Source organism: Streptomyces sp. NPDC000880 (assembly GCF_053599675.1).
Genome location: NZ_JBSFMS010000153.1, coordinates 1 through 16205, shown reverse-complemented (window position 1 = coordinate 16205; position 16205 = coordinate 1). Strand labels below are relative to the sequence as shown.

The 16205-nt window shown below is 69.0% G+C and carries 17 protein-coding genes, 1 tRNA gene and 4 pseudogenes; 11 read left to right on the top strand and 11 right to left on the bottom strand.

The genetic code is table 11. The features are described 5' to 3' along the window. Positions 1–367: 367 nt before the first annotated feature. Positions 368–1303, bottom strand: a complete 936-nt coding sequence (locus ACWDO5_RS31825; RefSeq protein WP_450533958.1) for a LysR family transcriptional regulator — start codon at positions 1301–1303, stop codon at positions 368–370. A gap of 135 nt (positions 1304–1438) precedes the next feature. On the opposite strand from ACWDO5_RS31825, the gene ACWDO5_RS31820 reads away from it, so the two are divergent. Further along, a complete protein-coding gene (locus ACWDO5_RS31820; RefSeq protein WP_450533956.1) occupies positions 1439–2695 on the top strand; it encodes an MFS transporter in 1257 nt (418 codons plus the stop codon). 16 nt (positions 2696–2711) lie between these two features. Here ACWDO5_RS31820 and ACWDO5_RS31815 read toward each other — a convergent pair whose 3' ends face one another. Then, positions 2712–2942 (bottom strand): hypothetical protein, encoded by a 231-nt coding sequence (locus tag ACWDO5_RS31815; protein ID WP_450533955.1) that lies wholly within the window; start codon positions 2940–2942, stop codon positions 2712–2714. A gap of 39 nt (positions 2943–2981) precedes the next feature. Further along, positions 2982–3239 carry a hypothetical protein gene (locus ACWDO5_RS31810; protein ID WP_450533953.1) on the bottom strand — a complete coding sequence of 86 codons (258 nt, stop codon included), beginning with the start codon at positions 3237–3239 and terminating at the stop codon, positions 2982–2984. Between the two features lie 829 nt (positions 3240–4068). Here ACWDO5_RS31810 and ACWDO5_RS31805 point away from each other — a divergent pair. Next, positions 4069–4272 (top strand): annotated as a pseudogene (locus ACWDO5_RS31805) (FCD domain-containing protein); the annotation flags it as partial. A 36-nt stretch (positions 4273–4308) separates the two neighbouring features. Here the strand turns inward: ACWDO5_RS31805 and cobF are convergent. After that, positions 4309–5064, bottom strand: coding sequence for a precorrin-6A synthase (deacetylating) (cobF, locus tag ACWDO5_RS31800; protein ID WP_450533952.1), 756 nt, complete (start codon positions 5062–5064; stop codon positions 4309–4311). Positions 5065–5136: 72 nt separating this feature from the next. On the opposite strand from cobF, the gene ACWDO5_RS31795 reads away from it, so the two are divergent. From ACWDO5_RS31795 to ACWDO5_RS31785, 3 genes are read left to right on the top strand one after another with little or no spacing between them, the layout of a single operon-like run. Then, positions 5137–5847, top strand: coding sequence for a (Fe-S)-binding protein (locus ACWDO5_RS31795; protein ID WP_450533951.1), 711 nt, complete (start codon positions 5137–5139; stop codon positions 5845–5847). Further along, the gene (locus ACWDO5_RS31790) at positions 5844–7262 is read left to right on the top strand and encodes a LutB/LldF family L-lactate oxidation iron-sulfur protein (RefSeq protein WP_450533950.1); all 1419 of its coding nucleotides are present in this window, start codon (positions 5844–5846) and stop codon (positions 7260–7262) included. The genes ACWDO5_RS31795 and ACWDO5_RS31790 overlap by 4 nt, the downstream gene beginning before the upstream one ends. Further along, a complete protein-coding gene (locus ACWDO5_RS31785) occupies positions 7259–7900 on the top strand; it encodes a LutC/YkgG family protein (protein ID WP_450533949.1) in 642 nt (213 codons plus the stop codon). Before ACWDO5_RS31790 ends, ACWDO5_RS31785 begins: the two co-directional genes overlap by 4 nt. Here ACWDO5_RS31785 and ACWDO5_RS31780 read toward each other — a convergent pair. Further along, positions 7889–8380, bottom strand: a complete 492-nt coding sequence (locus ACWDO5_RS31780) for a DUF309 domain-containing protein (RefSeq protein WP_450533948.1) — start codon at positions 8378–8380, stop codon at positions 7889–7891. The two genes, ACWDO5_RS31785 and ACWDO5_RS31780, sit on opposite strands and share 12 nt — an antisense overlap. A 349-nt stretch (positions 8381–8729) precedes the next feature. Between ACWDO5_RS31780 and ACWDO5_RS31775 the strand changes: the two genes are divergently transcribed. Next, positions 8730–8803, top strand: a tRNA-Pro gene (locus ACWDO5_RS31775). Positions 8804–8901: 98 nt separating this feature from the next. Here the strand turns inward: ACWDO5_RS31775 and ACWDO5_RS31770 are convergent. Further along, on the bottom strand, positions 8902–10119 hold the full coding sequence (locus tag ACWDO5_RS31770; RefSeq protein WP_450533947.1) for a tyrosine-type recombinase/integrase: 1218 nt from the start codon (positions 10117–10119) through the stop codon (positions 8902–8904). Further along, a complete protein-coding gene (locus ACWDO5_RS31765; RefSeq protein WP_450533945.1) occupies positions 10109–10438 on the bottom strand; it encodes a helix-turn-helix transcriptional regulator in 330 nt (109 codons plus the stop codon). Before ACWDO5_RS31765 ends, ACWDO5_RS31770 begins: the two co-directional genes overlap by 11 nt. A gap of 289 nt (positions 10439–10727) precedes the next feature. On the opposite strand from ACWDO5_RS31765, the gene ACWDO5_RS31760 reads away from it, so the two are divergent. Next, positions 10728–11156: a hypothetical protein gene (locus ACWDO5_RS31760; protein ID WP_450533944.1), complete on the top strand. Its 429-nt coding sequence runs from the start codon at positions 10728–10730 to the stop codon at positions 11154–11156. Between the two features lie 3 nt (positions 11157–11159). Here the strand turns inward: ACWDO5_RS31760 and ACWDO5_RS31755 are convergent. Then, positions 11160–11844, bottom strand: a pseudogene (locus ACWDO5_RS31755) (IS701 family transposase); the annotation flags it as partial. Between the two features lie 505 nt (positions 11845–12349). Between ACWDO5_RS31755 and ACWDO5_RS31750 the strand changes: the two are divergent. Next, positions 12350–13039, top strand: a pseudogene (locus tag ACWDO5_RS31750) (IS110 family transposase); the annotation flags it as partial. A gap of 258 nt (positions 13040–13297) precedes the next feature. Here ACWDO5_RS31750 and ACWDO5_RS31745 read toward each other — a convergent pair. From ACWDO5_RS31745 to ACWDO5_RS31735, 3 genes and pseudogenes are all read right to left on the bottom strand, one after another. After that, positions 13298–13560: pseudogene (locus ACWDO5_RS31745) on the bottom strand (Tn3 family transposase); the annotation flags it as partial. A gap of 135 nt (positions 13561–13695) precedes the next feature. Then, a complete protein-coding gene (locus ACWDO5_RS31740) occupies positions 13696–14217 on the bottom strand; it encodes a hypothetical protein (RefSeq protein ID WP_450533943.1) in 522 nt (173 codons plus the stop codon). Next, complete coding sequence (locus tag ACWDO5_RS31735) at positions 14198–14440, bottom strand: hypothetical protein (RefSeq protein WP_450533941.1); 243 nt, start codon at positions 14438–14440, stop codon at positions 14198–14200. The genes ACWDO5_RS31740 and ACWDO5_RS31735 overlap by 20 nt, the downstream gene beginning before the upstream one ends. A 49-nt stretch (positions 14441–14489) precedes the next feature. Here ACWDO5_RS31735 and ACWDO5_RS31730 point away from each other — a divergent pair, with 49 nt between their 5' ends. The 3 genes from ACWDO5_RS31730 to ACWDO5_RS31720 all read left to right on the top strand — a co-directional run bounded on the left by ACWDO5_RS31730 (position 14490) and on the right by ACWDO5_RS31720 (position 15887). Beyond that, on the top strand, positions 14490–14750 hold the full coding sequence (locus ACWDO5_RS31730; protein ID WP_450533940.1) for a hypothetical protein: 261 nt from the start codon (positions 14490–14492) through the stop codon (positions 14748–14750). 233 nt (positions 14751–14983) lie between these two features. Continuing rightward, positions 14984–15403, top strand: coding sequence for a hypothetical protein (locus tag ACWDO5_RS31725; RefSeq protein ID WP_450533938.1), 420 nt, complete (start codon positions 14984–14986; stop codon positions 15401–15403). Positions 15404–15590: 187 nt separating this feature from the next. Continuing rightward, positions 15591–15887: a Tn3 family transposase gene (locus tag ACWDO5_RS31720; protein ID WP_450533937.1), complete on the top strand. Its 297-nt coding sequence runs from the start codon at positions 15591–15593 to the stop codon at positions 15885–15887. The last annotated feature ends 318 nt before the right edge of the window (positions 15888–16205 follow it).

Genomic DNA, 16205 nt, shown 5'->3' with positions numbered 1-16205 from the left:
TCCACGGCGGCTGTTCACCCCTTCTCATGTGCAGGCTAACAACCCATCAGACACCAACATTCCAAGGTGAGTTGCAGCATTCTGTTAGGAGTTCTTAGCCCCCTTATGGCCGCGACCGGGCGCCCAGCCGGACGAGCTGAGAGGGGTCAATACATGACGGACCATCTGCATCTGCGGCACTCCACCGACAAGCAGACCAGGCGTCAGTTATCTGGGGTTCCTGAGCTGAATCGGCAGTTCACAGCCTTGATCACCGTCAAGGCATATGAGGCACATGGAGGGGGAGAGCCGGAGTGTGCCGATGGCCACGTCTGCCCCCGGGTCACCGTCCGTCGATCCGACCACGATGATCGAAGACGCGGCGGCTTCAGCGCGGAATCACCCAGCCCGGCGCCCAGGTCCCGGCGGCATCGTGGCCGGCCGGTGTGGCGGCGAGGTGGGCGCGGAGGGTGGCCAGCGCTGGGTGGGGGTTGTCGCGGTGCCAGAGGAGCGAGTGCGGGTAGACGGGCGTCGGGTCGGTCACCGGGATGCGGCGCAGGCCGTGGCCGGCGGGCCAGACGAGGCGGGTCTGCCCGCCCATGAAGGTGGCCAGGGCCGGGGTGTCGGCGATGGTGTCGAGGAGCGCGTCGGAGCCGAAGTTGGGGCCGGTCGCCTCGATGGTGAGGCCGAACTCGGCGACGAGGTCGTCGTAGTAGGCGGCCCACTCGGTACCGGGGACGATGCCGGGCATCCAGATCCGGTGCCCGGCGAGCTGAGCGACGGTCACCGACCGGGCGCCCGCCAGCGCGTGGGCGGGTCCGGTGAGGAGCTGGAGCGGTTCGTCGAGCACCCGGACGGACTCGATGTCCTCGGGAAGGGGCCGGCCGGGCACGGCGACGGCGCGGAAGGACGCGTCGATCGCACCGGACCGAATGGCGGCGACGGCTTTCTCGATGTCGAACAGCATCACCACGTCGAGCTCGATCTCGGGGTGCGCGCGGTGGAAGCCGCGCATCAGGCCCGACGGCGCGACGCGCGAGGCGATCACGTCGACGCGCAGCGGACGACGGCCGGTGCGCACGGACGCGACCGCACGCTCGGCGATGCGCAGCAGCTCGCGCGCGTGGGGCAGGAACGCCTGCCCGTCGATGGTGAGCTCGGCGCCGCGCGCGGTGCGGGTGAACAGCCGCACGCCGAGGTTGCGCTCCAGCGCGGCGATGCGCTTAGAGACGGCCTGCTGGGTGACCGCCAGCTCGGCGGCGGCCTCCTGGAACTGCCCCGCGTCGGCGGCGGCGACGAAGGTCCGGACGGTGTCGAGGTCCATGTCGACACCCTATGGGCACAACCGTTGGTTGTGGCCAGGCGGTCCTGCGGTTGTTTGATCCCCGGGTGTGGTGCTCGCTTTGATGTTTCCGATCGCGGATCGGTTGTGCGGGTGAGTGGCGAGGGGGCGTCGGGCATGAGGAGCGGGCACCGGCTGGGACACCGGCTGGGGCGGCGGTTCGGGTGGCTCTGGGGCGCGTACGGAACCAGCGCGCTCGGCACGTGGCTCGCCTTCGGCGCGTTCCCGCTGATCGCCATCCAGGTGCTGCACGCCGGACCGGCCGAGGTCGCCGCGCTCTACTCCGTGGGGGCCGCGGTGGGCGCGGCCGTCGCGGTGCCGCTCGGCCCGTGGGTGGAGTTCCGCCGCAAGCGGCCGGTGCTGATCACGATGGACCTGGTGCGGTTCGCGGCGCTGCTGACGATCCCCGCCGCGTTCGCGCTCGGTGCGCTCACCTTCCTTCAGCTCCTGCTGGTCTCGATCGTCGTCGCGGCGGCCGACATCACCTTCCGCGCCGCCTCCGGCGCGTACCTGAAGACGCTGCTGCCCGCCGAGGACCTGCTCGTCGCCAACGCCCGGTTCGAGTCCACGGCCTGGACGACCACGATCATCGGACCGCCGCTGGGCGGCGCCGCGATCGGGCTCCTCGGCCCGGTGGCAACGGTGGTCGCCGACGCGGTCAGCTACCTGCTCTCGGCCCTGGGCGTCCGCGCGACGGGCGGGCACGAGCCGCGGCCCGAGCGCCGGGAGGCCGCGCGCATGCGGGCCGGGGACCTGCTCGACGGCTGGCGGTACATTCTCGCCGACGCGACGTTGCGTCCGCTGTTCTTCAACACCGCCTTGTTCAACGGCCTGGTGATGGCCGCCTCGCCGCTGCTGGCCGTCCTGATGCTCGGCCAACTCGGGTTCGCACCATGGCAGTACGGCCTCGCCTTCGCCGCGCCCTCGATCGGCGGGCTGCTCGGTTCGCTGCTGGCCCGACCGCTCGTCACCCGGTTCGGGCAGCACCAGGTCCTGGTCGTGGCCGGGACGCTGCGCGCGATCTGGCCCATCGGCCTGGCCTTCCTGGGCCCGGGGACCGGCGGACTGCTCCTGGTGATGGGCGTCGAGCTCGGGCTCATCTTCAGCTGCGGGGTCTTCAACCCCGTCTACACCACCTACCGCCTCCAGCGCACCGCGACCGACCGGGTCACCCGCACGCTGACCGCCTGGGCGGTGACGACCAAGGCCTCGACCGCACTCCTGACGGCCGTCTGGGGCGTGCTGGGCAGCCTGCTCGGCCCGCGTACGGCCATCGGCCTTGCCGGCGTGCTCCTGCTGGCGACCCCGCTGCTGCTCCCCCGCCGCGCGGCAGCACATCTATCCGAGCCGGAGCCGGCACCGAGCCGCACCTGACGGGCCGCCACGGCCGTCACCGCGATCGGGCTGCGCCGCCGTTCTTCGGAGCGGCCCACCTCTCCGCGTACAGCTCGGAGATGAGCGCGACGGCCTCCGCCGTGGCCGGTGGGGGGCGGGCCCGTAGCCTCCGTACGGATCGACGGGCCCAAGGCGCCCGGGTCGCCGAGGCCGCATCGACGGTGGCGGTGACGGCGGCGATGGTGGCCGGCTCGTTGCGGCTGGGCAGGATTGCGGCGGCGTTCATCCGGTCTCGTGCTCCTTGGTCAGCAGGTCGGCGGCCTTCTCAGGGCGGGGGCGTGCAGGTAGTTGAACCGGCGGCCCGCAAGCGCGGCGATGAGTGGCTGCGCCAGCGGGCCAGGGCGGGGGTGTCCAGCGGCCACACCGGCCCGTACGGCACCCCGGCCACGCCGCCCACCGGGGTGGGCAGGCCGGAGATGTAGCGGCCCAGCATCTCGTGCAGCCGCAGCCGCAGCCGCTCGTTCACCGACAGCGGCACGGCGGGCGTCAGCGACGCCGTGGCCAGGGAGGGGTGGACGGCCATGGTGGAGGTTCGCGGTGTTCGGCCGCCGGTTTCGCCGGTGCTCCAGCCAGTCCAGTAGCAGTTTCAGGGTGAGGTCGTCGAGCGGGCGGACTCGTCCGGCGATGGTCAGCCGTCGGTTGCCGAGGTCGAGGTCGTCGAGCGTGAGGGTGCCGATCTGGGTGACTCTGGCGGCGTGCACCGCGGCGAGGGCGACGATGAGTCGTGCTGCTGGGGTGGTGGCACGCCGCGACGGACCGGTCGACTTGGTCGGGGACGAGCGGTTGCAGCACGCCGTACTGGTACTGACCGACCTTGATCCGGCTGGTGGGGTTGCGGAAGATCAGACCAGACCGCTTGGCCCAGGTGAACAGCGAGCGCAGGGCGACGAGTTGGTCATGACGCTGGTGGCCGTGCAGCATCTTGATATAGGCGAGCACATCGTCGCGGGTCACTTCCCGCAGGTGGTCATAGCGGTTGGACCACTCCAGCATGGCCGGTCGGACCCGGTTGAGGTAGAGCCAGACCGTGCCTTGCTGCCGGGGCAGCCTGCGGGGCCGCCGTCGCGCAGGACCCGGGTCCAGCGCTCGGCCTCCACTCGGATGCCGGACGCGAGTCCTTCCAGTCGCCCGGCGAGCCAGGGCCAGGTCGACGGCCGCCGGATCGAAGGAAGAACCCCCTGGTCACAGGGGCAGGGACTCGACGGGCCTCAGGAGAACTCACGGGATGTCGCACATGGGCGTGGATCACCGGCACCGCGCAGTATCTGCTCGACCCCACCCCCCCTTCCCCAGAAGGTTCCTGCTGTGAACCGCCCCACGACCCCGCAGCTGCCCGCCGTCGCCGGCCGCACAACGGGCATCTGGTCGAGGTGGTCGGCGACCTGCGTAAACGCTCCCGGCTGTGCGGACTGACGGCGCTGGTCGAACGGGGCCTGCTGGAGGACTCCGCCGAGGAACACCACGAACTGCTGGACGCGCTGTCGGCCAGGGCCGAGCAGGCGGTACGGGAGGAGATGAGCCGCCATCTCGGGCACGTACGCGACCTGTGGGCGTAGTAGCCCTCAGGCCGTGAAGCTCCAGGCCGTGAAGCCTCAGCCCCGCCGCAGCAGATAGGTGTCCATGATCCAGCCCTTGCGGGCGCGCGCCTGGGCACGCAGCTCCTCGATGTGGTCGGACACCTCCGAAAGCCGCCCCGACACCAGGATCTCGTCCTCGGTGCCCACATACGCACCCCAGTAGATGAACAGATCCTGGTCGAGGTGGCGGGTGAACGCCTGCCGTGCGTCGAGCATCACGACCACGTCGTCCACGCCCTCCGGCCAGCCGTCGGCGAGCCGCCGGCCTGTGGTGATCTGGACCGGACGGCCCACCCGGTTCAGCCCGGTGCGGTGCTTGGCCAGCAGCGCTGAGACGCTGCTGATGCCGGGCACCACCTCATGGCTGAAGGCGACCGTGCCCCGTTCGAGGATCTCCTGAAGAATGCCGAGGGTGGAGTCGTAGAGCGCCGGATCGCCCCACACCAGGAACGCCCCGCAGTCGTCATCGCCCAGTTCCTCGGCGATGAACCGCTCGCAAAGGTCGGCCCGGCGCCGGCGCCAGTCGTCGACCGCCGGGGAGTAGTCCGATGTTTTCCGGTCCCGCTCCGGATCACTCGCCACGACCAGACGGTACGAAGGGTCCGCTACATGTGCGTCGAGAATGTCCCGGCGAAGCTGCGTCAGATCCGACTTCTCCTCGCCCTTGTCGAGGATGAAGAACACATCCGCCTTGTTCAGCGCCTTGACCGCCTGCAGGGTCAGCTGGTCGGGGTCGCCCGCCCCGATGCCGATCACATAGATCCTTCTCACGCTGACGAGTCTGCCCCATCCGGATGATCGCGGGACCTACCGGGGCCGCCGTTTGCGGCATATCCTCCGACCATGCGTGTCGCACTCTTCGTCACCTGCGTCAACGACGCGGTGTATCCGGCCACGGGCATTGCCACCGTGAAACTCCTCGAGCGGCTCGGGGTGGCGGTGGACTTCCCCGCCGCGCAGACCTGTTGCGGACAGCCGCAGTTCAACACCGGCTACCGGCGTGAGACCGAGCCCCTGGTCCGCCGCACGGCGCGGGCCTTCGAGGGGTACGAGTACGTCGTGACCCCGTCCGGATCGTGCGCGGCGATGGTCCGCGAGCACTACCCGAAGTTCGGGGAGACCGCGCTCCCGGCCCGTACGTACGAACTCACCGAGTTCCTTGTCGACGTCCTGGGCGTCACCGACGTCGGCGCGTACTTCCCGCACACCGTCACCTACCACCCCTCCTGCCACGGCCTGCGCATGCTGGGGCTGGGCGAGCGGCCGCGCAGGCTCCTGGAGGCGGTGAAGGGGCTGGAGCTGCGCGAACTGCCCGGAGCCGACGAATGCTGCGGCTTCGGCGGCACCTTTGCCGTCAAGAACTCCGACGTCTCCGTCGCCATGGGCCAGGACAAGGTCCGCAACGCCGTCTCCACCGGAGCCGATGTGCTGTGCGGCGCCGACAACTCCTGCCTGATGCACATCGGCGGCATCCTGCGCCGCCAGGACGCCCCGCAGCGCGCCCTGCACATCGCCGACATCCTCGCGAGCACCGAAGAGGAGCCCCTGCTGTGAGCGGTACGTATCTCGGCATGCCGTCCTTCCCGAAGGCCGCCAAGGACGCCGTGCACAATGTCACGCTGCGCGCCAATCTGCGGCACGCCACCCACACCATCCGTGACAAGCGTGCCAAGGCCGTCGCGGAACTCGACGACTGGGCGCTGCTGCGCGAGGCCGGAAAGCAGATCAAGGACCATACGCTCCGCCATCTCGACCGCTATCTCGAGCAGCTGGAGTCGGCGGTCACGGCGGCAGGCGGCACCGTCCACTGGGCGGCAGACGCCGAGGAGGCCAATCGGATCGTCACCGATCTGGTGAAGGCGACCGGCGAGAGCGAGGTCGTCAAGGTCAAGTCGATGGCCACCCAGGAGATCGGCCTCAACGAAGCCCTGGAGGCCGAGGGCATCTCGGCGTACGAAACCGATCTCGCCGAACTGATCGTGCAATTGGGGGATGACCGGCCGAGCCACATCCTGGTCCCCGCCATCCACCGCAACCGCGGCGAGATCCGCGACATCTTCGAGCAGAAGATGGAGAGTTGGGGACGGCCCGCACCCGACGGGCTCTCCGACACCCCTGCCGAACTCGCCGAGGCGGCCCGCCTCCACCTCCGCGAGAAGTTCCTGCGGGCCAAGGTCGGTATCTCCGGCGCCAACTTCATGGTCGCCGAGACCGGCACCCTCGCTGTCTTCGAGTCCGAGGGCAACGGCCGGATGTGCCTGACCCTCCCCGAGACCCTGATCTCCGTCGTCGGTATCGAGAAAACGATCCCCACCTGGCGCGATCTGGAGGTCTTCCTGCAGACGCTGCCGCGCTCCTCGACCGCCGAGCGCATGAACCCGTACACCTCGATGTGGACCGGCACCGCCGACGCCGACGGACCGCGGACCTTCCACCTCGTCCTGCTCGACAACGGCAGGACCGACACGCTGGCCGACGAGGTCGGGCGCCAGGCGCTGCGCTGCATCCGCTGCTCCGCCTGCCTCAATGTCTGCCCGGTGTACGAACGGGCCGGCGGGCATGCGTACGGCTCCGTCTACCCCGGTCCGATCGGCGCCATCCTCAGCCCCCAACTGCGCGGCATCCAGAGCGAGATCGACGCCTCCCTGCCGTACGCCTCCTCCCTGTGCGGAGCCTGTTACGAGGCGTGCCCGGTCGCCATCGACATCCCCGAAGTCCTCGTCCACCTCCGCGAGAAGGTCGCTGACCAGGGCGGTAAGGGCCACCGTCTTGAGAAGGCCGCGATCAAAGCGGCGGGCTGGATCCTCAACCATCCGGCCGCGCTGGCCGTCGGAGAGAAGACAGCATCCAAGACCCGCAGGCTGCATCCGAGGAAGCCGCCGGGCGCCGGGGCCTGGACCGCCGACCGTGAACTGCCCGAACTGCCCGCCCAATCCTTCCGTGACTGGTGGAAGAAGAACCGCACATGAGCACCGAAACCGGCTCCCGCGACCGCATCCTCGCCCGGATCCGCGCCGCCGTCGCCGACGCGCCCGACGCCCCCGAGGTCGCCCGCGACTACCTGGACAGCCACACCCTCGACGACTCCGCCGCGATTCTCGACCTGCTGCACGAGAACCTCGCCGACTACCGGGCGATCGTGCACCGCGCGAGCGAGGCCGAACTGCCCGCTCTGGTCGCACGGTTGCTCGCTGAGCACGGCACGCGGTCGGTCGCCGTGCCGGACGGGCTGCCCGCCGCCTGGCTCGCCGCCTGCGACGCCGGTCAGCGCACCGACGACGGCCCCCTCACTCCGTACGAACTCGACGGTGTCGACGCCGTGGTGACCGGCTGCGCCCTCGCGATCGCCGAGACGGGCACGATCGTCCTCGACGGGGGCCCGGGACAGGGGCGCCGGGCGCTCACCCTCGTCCCGGATCTGCACATCTGCGTCGTACGGGCCCCGGACCAGGTTGTCGCGTCCGTACCGCAGGCGATGCCCCGACTCGACCCGACCCGCCCGCTGACCTGGATCTCCGGCCCTTCCGCCACCAGCGACATCGAGCTCGACCGGGTCGAGGGCGTGCACGGCCCCCGCACCCTCGAGGTCGTGCTGCTACGGGGCTGAGGTCAGCCGGGGAGCCTCGGCGCCCGCGTCCACCGCCGTTTCCACCGGGCCTTCGAGCCGGGCCGCGAGATCCCGTGCCCAGGCCGTCAGACCGGCCACATCGATGGCGTGCGGATCCCGGTACCCGGAGATCCGCTCCGCGCCACGGAGCAGCAGCCGCGCGCCGCCCGCCCTGTTGCCGCGGGCGGCGTGCGTGAGCCCCACCGCCAGCTGCGCGAGCCCGCGCCACAGCTCACGCTCCGCCGCGGGCCCGGACTTCCACGCGTCCTCGAAGACCTCGTGGGCGTGGAAGGGCATGCCCGCGTCGAGCAGTCGCTGAGCCTCGGCCAGCGTCTGACCCGGCGCGCGCACCACCCCCTCGGCCTGCCGCTCCACTCCCGGACTTCCGTAGGGAAGGGGGCGTCCCAGCCCGTCACGAGGGCGTGCGTTGCGTGCGCGCCCTTCGGCGTCGCGGTCCCTGCTGCCTGATGCTTTGTCCACGCCTCGATTGTCCCCCGGGCACGGTGGACGGCCCGAACGGGCTGGGCGGGACTACTCGATTGTCGGTCGGATGGAGCGACACCGGCCGGGGCGCCCGGCCGGATCGTCGGCGAGCGCGACCGTCCGCGGCGGGGAGAGCCGCGCGCCGCGCTTCGTCTTCGCGCCGTACGCGCCGATCCCCGGATGCAGCTCGGTCAGCGCCTCCCCGAGTCGTCCTGTGTCGCCGCCACGACCTGGTCATCGACGGTGGCATGAGCACATGACCGCAGGCCGGACGTTCGGCGGCCCCGGGGGAGTGGGGTAATGTTCTCTTGCGCCCTCGGCGGGGAAACCCGGGGAAACGGCGCATCGGGACGTGGCGCAGCTTGGTAGCGCACTTGACTGGGGGTCAAGGGGTCGCAGGTTCAAATCCTGTCGTCCCGACTGGAGACAGTCGCAGGTCAGGGCCGGTTTCGGAGGTATCCGAACCGGCCCTTGATCATTTTTGGGGACCAGTTGGGGACCGGCGTCCTTGACCGAGGTCAGCGGGTCACGACGATCGGGCTCGGCAGCGAGCGCGGTGCCCGCAGCACGCTGAAGTGTGCGGAGAGCGCCGCCCCGGCGGCCGTGATTTTGTGTACGTCCGGGTGCAGGTAGCGCTGGGTGGTGGTCATTGACCCGTGGCCGGCGATCCTGCGTAGGACGTGTACTTGGACTCCGGCGTCGGCGAACCAGGTCAGTCCGGTGTGCCAGAGGTCATGGCGGCGCAGGTGCTCGTAGCCGAGCTTGGTGACCACGTCGTCCCAGTGTGTGGCGTCGCGCAGGACGGCGGTGGAGATGCGTCCGCCGCGCGGGCCGGTGAACAGGCGGGCGTCGGGATTGGGGCCGGCGGACAGGATGCGCTGGGCGATGAGGGGGCGGATCTCCTCGACGATGGGAACCTTGCGGGCCCGCTTGCCCTTGGTGCCCTTGTCGGTCAGCCCGCCGGGCGCGGGTGTGGTCTGACGCCGCAAGGTCCAGATCCACTGGGTGGTGTCGATGTCTCCGACGCGGCAGCCTGAGACCTCGCCGATTCGTGCGGCGGTGCGCGCGGCGAAGATGACCACGTCTCCCCAGCCGCGGTACTGGTCGTGGGAGGCGGCCACGAGCGCGTCGGCCAGTGCGACGAGGGTCTCCCAGTCGGGCAGGGCCAGCGCGCGTGGGTCGAGGAGTTCGTCCTCGGCCTGCTTGTAGAGTTTCTGCCAGCCGGTCACCCGGGCGGGGTTGACTTTGATGATGCCGTCACGGACTGCCTGCTCCATGACGCGGACCAGGACGGCGATGGTGTTCTTCACCGTCGAGCGGCTGTGCTCGTCGGCGATCCAGTTCTGCACGGTGCGGTCGACGACGCCATTGGTAATCATCCGCACCGCGAGGTGGCTCAGGGCGGGGACAACACGCATCCGCCACCCCGACAGGTAGGGGTCCAGCGTTTTCAACTCCAGGCCGCGCAGGGCGAGGTCCATGTTCGCTTCGCCGTATTCGGCGAGCTTCATGGTGGCCAGCGACGGGGTCAGGCCGGCTTGTGCGGCCTCGATGATGGCCTGGAGCCATTCCTGGGCTTCTTCTTCGCTGTCTTTTCCCTCGGACAGTGACTGGCGGCGCTTGCTGGTTGGATCGGTCCACCGGACGCGTGCCCGATACCGGGTGGGGCGATCAGGACGGTACTCGATGTCGGTGGAGAGCCGGACACCGACAGGAACGTTGGTCTTATCGGCCATTGGGCCCCTTGGCCGGGACGGTACGTTGGCGGCGCAGCCATTCCTCGACGTCGAGGGCGCTGTACATGACGACGCGTTCCGAGATTGCGACGAAAGGCGGCCCCTGAGGAGGCTGAGCGGTGCGCCAGCGGCGCAGGGTTGAGGCGTCCACTCTCAAGCAAGCGGCGAGGTCACTGGTTGAATACCAGGAGTTGGTCAGGAGAGGCGCTTGGTTGTGAGGTGAGACGACATGATGGCGAGGATCTGCAGGGTACGCTGCGGCCTCCTTCTCGTGATGCGGTTCGGCGTTGGCGATAGTTGCTATCGGCTCATTGGGCAAGTGCGGCTATTCTCCGGGGAGTACGGAACACCAGACGGATCTGTGGAAGAGTCCAGAGACGGACGACACAGTTCGCGAACGGAGAACGCGCGCGGCGAATTTCGGGTCGGTAGGGGCGACGCGCTTTCCCTGTCGCTTAGGTCCGTGGTTGTGCTCGGGAGCGGATGTTGGCGAAGTAATCGTCTCTGGAAACGCCGGTTTGGCTAATACTCCAGCTGTAGATCGTGATCTCCATCGTGGCCTGGGTAGCGTCGCCTTGATCCGTCACCTGTCAGCTACGGTGCAGGCCATGGACCGCCGTGTGTACGTGCCCTGGTTCTCAGTCGGCGAAGCCGACGAGGACGCATTCGAGACGCTGGATGGCGCATGGCGCAGGTTCGTGTCCGTACTACGCCAGCGGGCCGTCACCTGGCCGTGCGACCCCGACGACACCCTCATCCTGCGCCCCGAGGAGACCGGATTCGCGCATCTGCTGGCCCTGCTCTATGCAGTGATGCCTGGAACCAATGTCATTTCCCACGTCTTCGGTGCGTTCTTCGACGGGCAGGGCGTGCTCGGCACCGAACTCCACGACCAGATGTACATTCCCCTCCAGGGGTCTGTGGCGGGGACGCTCCACGTGGCCGGTTCACCTGGTCGATGCGCGGAACTGACTGCGGACTGGTTCGAACGCATCCTGCGGGGCCAGGTCGGCAATGTGGCCGCCTCAACGTCGTGATCTTCATGTCCGAGTTGCGGCTTGTCGTCGGTAATGACTGGCGCGTGATCGCTGCTGATGGCGGCGGCGCCAGTCGGACCAGCCGAGCCGGTGGGCCATGTCGTGGAGGGGTTGGACGGCGACCGTGATGAAGAGGCGCTGGATCTCGTTGCAGGACAGCGGGATGAGCCCGTCCGGGGCGGGGTTTTGGGCGTGTTCGTATGCGCGGAAGACCGCGAGGAAGGCGTGGGCGAGCATCGCGAGGGTGACCCAGCGGGTCCAGGGGCAGTAGCGGCGGACCTGGTGCTCGTCGAGTCCAGCCAGCCCCTTCTCGGCCTGGAAGGTCTCTTCCACCCGCCACCGAGAACCGGCGACGCGGACCAGGGTGGCCAGGGGCGTGGGTTCGATGGGAATGGCAGCGGTAGTAGGCGAGTTCGCCGGTGGTGCGGTTGCGTCGGATCAGGAGCTGGCGGCGGCCCGGGGCCGGCTCGGCCAGGTCGACGACGGCCCAGTCGTAGAAGCGGTGCCCCTTTGCGCCGCGTCCGGCCGAGAGCTGCTGCCAGGCCCGCTTCGGCACCTTCTGGGCCAGGGCGTCGGCGCGGAACGTGCCCGCACCGGTGGTCATTTCGGCCGAGCAGGCCACGGCGAGGACATAACCGATGCCGCGTTCCTCCAGAGCTGTCCGCAGTTTCGGGTTGCCGCCGTAGACCTAATGGGCAATGAAGCGAGACCCGCTCCCCGCAACCGGCCCGCGGGACCTGGGCTGCAGAGCGAGTCGCGCTTCGAGGTTGGGACAGCAGAGGACGGTACTGGAGGAACCGCACCGTAGACCCGGGGCTGGACCCCTGAGATGAGATCCGGTCCTCCGTATCGTCGTCTGCTCCCGCCCTCCCGGCCACGGTGCCGGACGCCGGCGCGACGACTTCCGGGCACCCGGGCGCAAGCCCTCAAAGAAGACCGGCGGGTGCCGGCGCACCCGCTCGGCACCGTGACCGATCACATGATCGGACCGTTGACGTTTGTGGTCCGAGCCGCCCGCAGGGAGCACCTCTTCCGTGTTCGGGAGCTGCCGAGCTCTTGCCAAGACCGAGGACCGTGCGGGTCGCTGGGGTCACGAACGGCTAATCGGATGACGGGCCATCGAGCCCTGCCATTAGGGCGACGCGTGCCCCGCACGGCTGCGACCGGCCACGATACGCGACTCGACCGAGAGGATGTGCTCTGCCGTGAATCTGTTCTGCGGCATCGACTGGGCCAGCGACCACCACGACGCCGTCATAGTCGACGACGCCGGATCGTTACGGGCCAAGACACGGATCGACGACTCCGCTGAGGGGCTCGCCGAGTTGCTGAAGCTCCTGGCCGAGCACGGCGACACCGCCGAGTCCCCGATCCCGGTGGCCATCGAGACCTCCCGCGGCCTGCTGGTCGCCTGCCTGCGCGCGACCGGCCGCCCCGTCTACGCGATCAACCCCATGGCCGCCGCCCGCTACCGCGACCGCCACGCGCTCTCCCGCAAGAAGTCCGACCACCTCGACGCCATGGTGCTGGCGAACATCCTGCGCACGGACGCCGCCGCCCACCGCACGCTGCCGGCCGACTCCGAGCTCGCCCAGGCCGTCGCGGTCCTCGCCCGCGCCCAGCAGGACGCGGTGTGGGACCGCACCCAGGCCGCCAACAAGCTCACCGCACACCTGCACGCGTACTTCCCCGGTTTCCTCGCCGCCGTCGGCATCCGCCGCGAAGGCGTGTGCCACCCCATCGCCCGGGCCCTGCTGGCCGCCGCCCCCACCCCCGACCAGGCCGCACGGCTCACCCGCCCCCAGCTGCGGGCCCTGCTTAAGAAGGCCGGCCGCAAAACCACCCTCGATGCCGAGGCCGACCGCCTCCAAGCCGCGCTCCAACCTCTTCAACCGCATGCTCGGCTGCCTCCACCACTGCCTGATCCACCGCGTCTGCTAGAGCGAATCAGTCGCCTTCCCCGCCACCTCAGACACTCAACTCGCCGAGGCCGCTTGACAGATCTTCCGCATCGGATGTCTCGCGGGCGACGAATCGCTTGAGGCAGCGCATGATGTCCTTCTTGTTCAGCCCATGGTGTGCAGGGCGTTGTTGGCGGCCCGGTCGCCGCCGCGGTTGAGGCGGTAGCGGTGGGTGCGGCCTCAGTCCAGGGCGTCGTCGTCTTCGTCCAGCTCGGGGTGTCCGGGTCACGCAGCGGGCGCAGGCCCTGGCGCGGGGTGGAGGGGGTGAAGCTGTAGCGGCCCAGGACGTTGAGGTTCTTGAACTTCAGTGGAGAGAGGCGGGCGACATCCTCATCGCTGATCTCGTGGCCCTCGGCGCGCAGCTGGGCGACCGCGGCGTCGATGTACTTCGTGGTCCAGAGCACCACGGCGTTCAACACCAGTCCCAGCGACCCTAGTTGATCTTATCCGAACTAGCCCAGCTCAGCGACAGGTCCGCCTGCGAGCTGAAGTTCACGACGGAAAGTAGTCGTCAAGAAGTTGGGTGGACACGCTCCGTCGGGCGTGTCGAGCGCGTCGTCCACGCGCGCTTCGCGGTCTCACTGGGAGAACGCGTAGGTCCGGACGGGGTCGAGGTGCAGTTCGTAGGGCCCGAAGCAGTCGGCCGTGAGGGTCGCGACCGGAGCGCCGCAGGAGCAGGCCCGGTTGAGCCCCTCGTCGCGTGTCGGTCCGCAGCACCCATTGCTGTTCTCCCAGTTGGGCAGGGGCTGGAGGCCGGCGGCGTCGTCGGGATGCAACAGCACTGTGTGTCGCGTGCCGGCCGAGATGACGAAGCCTTCTTCGCGGCAGACCACAGGTCCGCGCGACTGAGCCGGCTTCGGGTCCTCTTGATCGTCCTGCACGACGTAGGGAGGTCCCCAGGGCTCGGCATCGATCGCGTAGTGGCCCCGCGGAACGGTGGAAGGTGCCCGGCGTGTCTCCTTGTCCCGGTCGCGCTCGTCGTCGGAGACGTCAGGGACGGCGGCAAGCTCGGCCAGCTCCGGCGTGATCGCGGTGCCGCACTTGGAACAGAGGAAGACGGTCATCCCCTCGTTGTAGTGCTCAAGACTGCTGCTTCGCATCCTCGTTTCGCTGCTCGGAGTCGATGCGCGCGACAACGCCGCGGAAATCGGGCATGCCCAGGCGGACGGTGGTGTGCCGGGCCGCGAGGTCGCGCATGGCGGCGAGCTTTTGCTTGGCGGCGGCGAGGCTTGCCTCGATGGCGGCCTCGCCGAGCCAGCCCTGTTCCTTGGCCTCCTGGAGCCGGTCGGGCAGGTTCGCGTGGATCTCCTCCAGTCGCGGCATCTGCTCGGGATCGGGCCGCAGGACTGGGCAACGGATGTCCCGTTGACCGATGCTCTGGCCCGACCCCGCCCAGCGAGACCGACTCGTCGAGATCCGCGACAACCTCCTCGCCCGCATTGCCGAGGCCGAATGCGAAGGATGGCTCGGTGAGATCGAAGGACTCCAGGTCAGTCTCGCAGGCGCCAGAGACAAGATCGCCCAGATCGGCAATGCGGCGGCCAGCCGGGTGGTGGAGCTCGGAATGCCCGACTTCAAGCAGACTGCCGGCCGCCACAGCAACCAAGAGGGCAACCTTGACGTTGCTTCTTGAAGCTCTATCTGGGTCTCATGACAAAGAGCGAACTGCCTCGTTCATCCCAACGGGAACCTGCGGCCGCAGCATCGTGAGCACCAGCACGGCGATCCGTCCTAGAGGCAGCGACCGCCACGGGAAGCGGATCGCTTCAAACGCGTCCGCATCACGTCACAACTCCATCACCGCTGCAGGCCCAGCGCCCCACCTGCCGCACCATGTTCCTACTCGTGTCATTCCAGGGGGGAATCATGCGCATCCGCACCACCACCTCGGCCATCGTCGCCATACTTGCCGTCACTGTCGTTGGCTGCAGCAGCGACAAGAGCAGCGACAGCAAGGCCGACACCATCAAGAGCACCGTACCCGAGGCGTCGAGTGCCGCAGACAACAGCGGCGCCGCCAAGAACGCCGGCATGCCGCCCGAGCCCACCGGCGCCGAGCGCGACGCCGTCCTCGCGACCATCCATGACGTCAACGGCAACCTCACCCATGACGAGGACAAGGCCATCAACGCGGCCCGCAACCAGTGCGCGTCCCTCGATGGCGGCGCGACGAACCCGGACCACAGTGCTGCGCAGCGGTTCTCCTACGACGGCGTCACGCTGACCGATGACGACGGAAGTCACATCAACTTCGGGCTGCGCAAGACGCTCTGCCCCGAGTCCTGATCAGCCACCAACTCTGGCCCGGCCGCGTATGTGGCCGGGCCTCACCATGCCAGGAGGTGAGCGTGGCCACCGAGCGCGGCTAACTGACCAGCTACGAGTACCGGCAGATGCGCGTCGGCATCCTCGCCACATCCAACGTGCGCATCATCTGCAGCCCATATCTGATGCTTCGGCACTTCGTTGCCTCTTGAAGGACTGCTCGTCCGGCGCACACGAACCCCTAGTTCAGAGAAGCGGTGATCTTCCACATGCCCTGGACATCGCGGAGATCGTTCGCCAGCTGCTGGAGGAGGGCTGGGAGATCGACCCGGAGGACCTGGCCCACATCTCGCCGTACCTGACCGAGCACATCAAGCGGTTCGGCGAGTACTCCACTCACGAGCTCGGCATCCAGCCCGAGGCGTACGAGACGAAGCTGGATGTGGATTTCACGCAGCTCCGGGAGGACAACCTGACCAGCGAGGGTCTCGGTCAGGCGGCCTGACCACCCACGCCAGGAGAGGCACGAGGCGTCACCACTCCAGAGGCAGCGCGAGGCTGTCCGGCGCCAGTGCTATGCACGGATGCGCACCAACAGGGAGCATGAACCTGGCGACGTCGCGTAATCGACTGTCGCGTATTCCCCGGTGGCAACGGGTCTGGGTCACCGTGAGTGGTCATCGGGGGCATAGTGGCACTGGAGCAGGGGGCGTGATCGTGCGGCGGGCGGGGGATCCCCCCGCACCACACGGTACCCGCGCACAGCTGCCCAGGGCCCACAGCTCGATATGCGCCAGCCCTTCGGGGTCGGTGAGGACCTCGA

Bases quoted from the DNA above. Each gene is read 5' to 3' on its own strand.
- ACWDO5_RS31825 (WP_450533958.1), bottom strand. From the start codon at position 1,303: ATGGACCTCGACACCGTCCGGACCTTCGTCGCCGCCGCCGACGCGGGG.
- ACWDO5_RS31820 (WP_450533956.1), top strand. From the start codon at position 1,439: ATGAGGAGCGGGCACCGGCTGGGACACCGGCTGGGGCGGCGGTTCGGG.
- ACWDO5_RS31815 (WP_450533955.1), bottom strand. From the start codon at position 2,942: ATGAACGCCGCCGCAATCCTGCCCAGCCGCAACGAGCCGGCCACCATC.
- ACWDO5_RS31810 (WP_450533953.1), bottom strand. From the start codon at position 3,239: ATGGCCGTCCACCCCTCCCTGGCCACGGCGTCGCTGACGCCCGCCGTG.
- ACWDO5_RS31795 (WP_450533951.1), top strand. From the start codon at position 5,137: ATGCGTGTCGCACTCTTCGTCACCTGCGTCAACGACGCGGTGTATCCG.
- ACWDO5_RS31785 (WP_450533949.1), top strand. From the start codon at position 7,259: ATGAGCACCGAAACCGGCTCCCGCGACCGCATCCTCGCCCGGATCCGC.
- ACWDO5_RS31770 (WP_450533947.1), bottom strand. From the start codon at position 10,119: ATGGCCGATAAGACCAACGTTCCTGTCGGTGTCCGGCTCTCCACCGAC.
- ACWDO5_RS31760 (WP_450533944.1), top strand. From the start codon at position 10,728: ATGGACCGCCGTGTGTACGTGCCCTGGTTCTCAGTCGGCGAAGCCGAC.
- ACWDO5_RS31740 (WP_450533943.1), bottom strand. From the start codon at position 14,217: ATGCGAAGCAGCAGTCTTGAGCACTACAACGAGGGGATGACCGTCTTC.
- ACWDO5_RS31735 (WP_450533941.1), bottom strand. From the start codon at position 14,440: ATGCCGCGACTGGAGGAGATCCACGCGAACCTGCCCGACCGGCTCCAG.
- ACWDO5_RS31730 (WP_450533940.1), top strand. From the start codon at position 14,490: ATGCTCTGGCCCGACCCCGCCCAGCGAGACCGACTCGTCGAGATCCGC.
- ACWDO5_RS31725 (WP_450533938.1), top strand. From the start codon at position 14,984: ATGCGCATCCGCACCACCACCTCGGCCATCGTCGCCATACTTGCCGTC.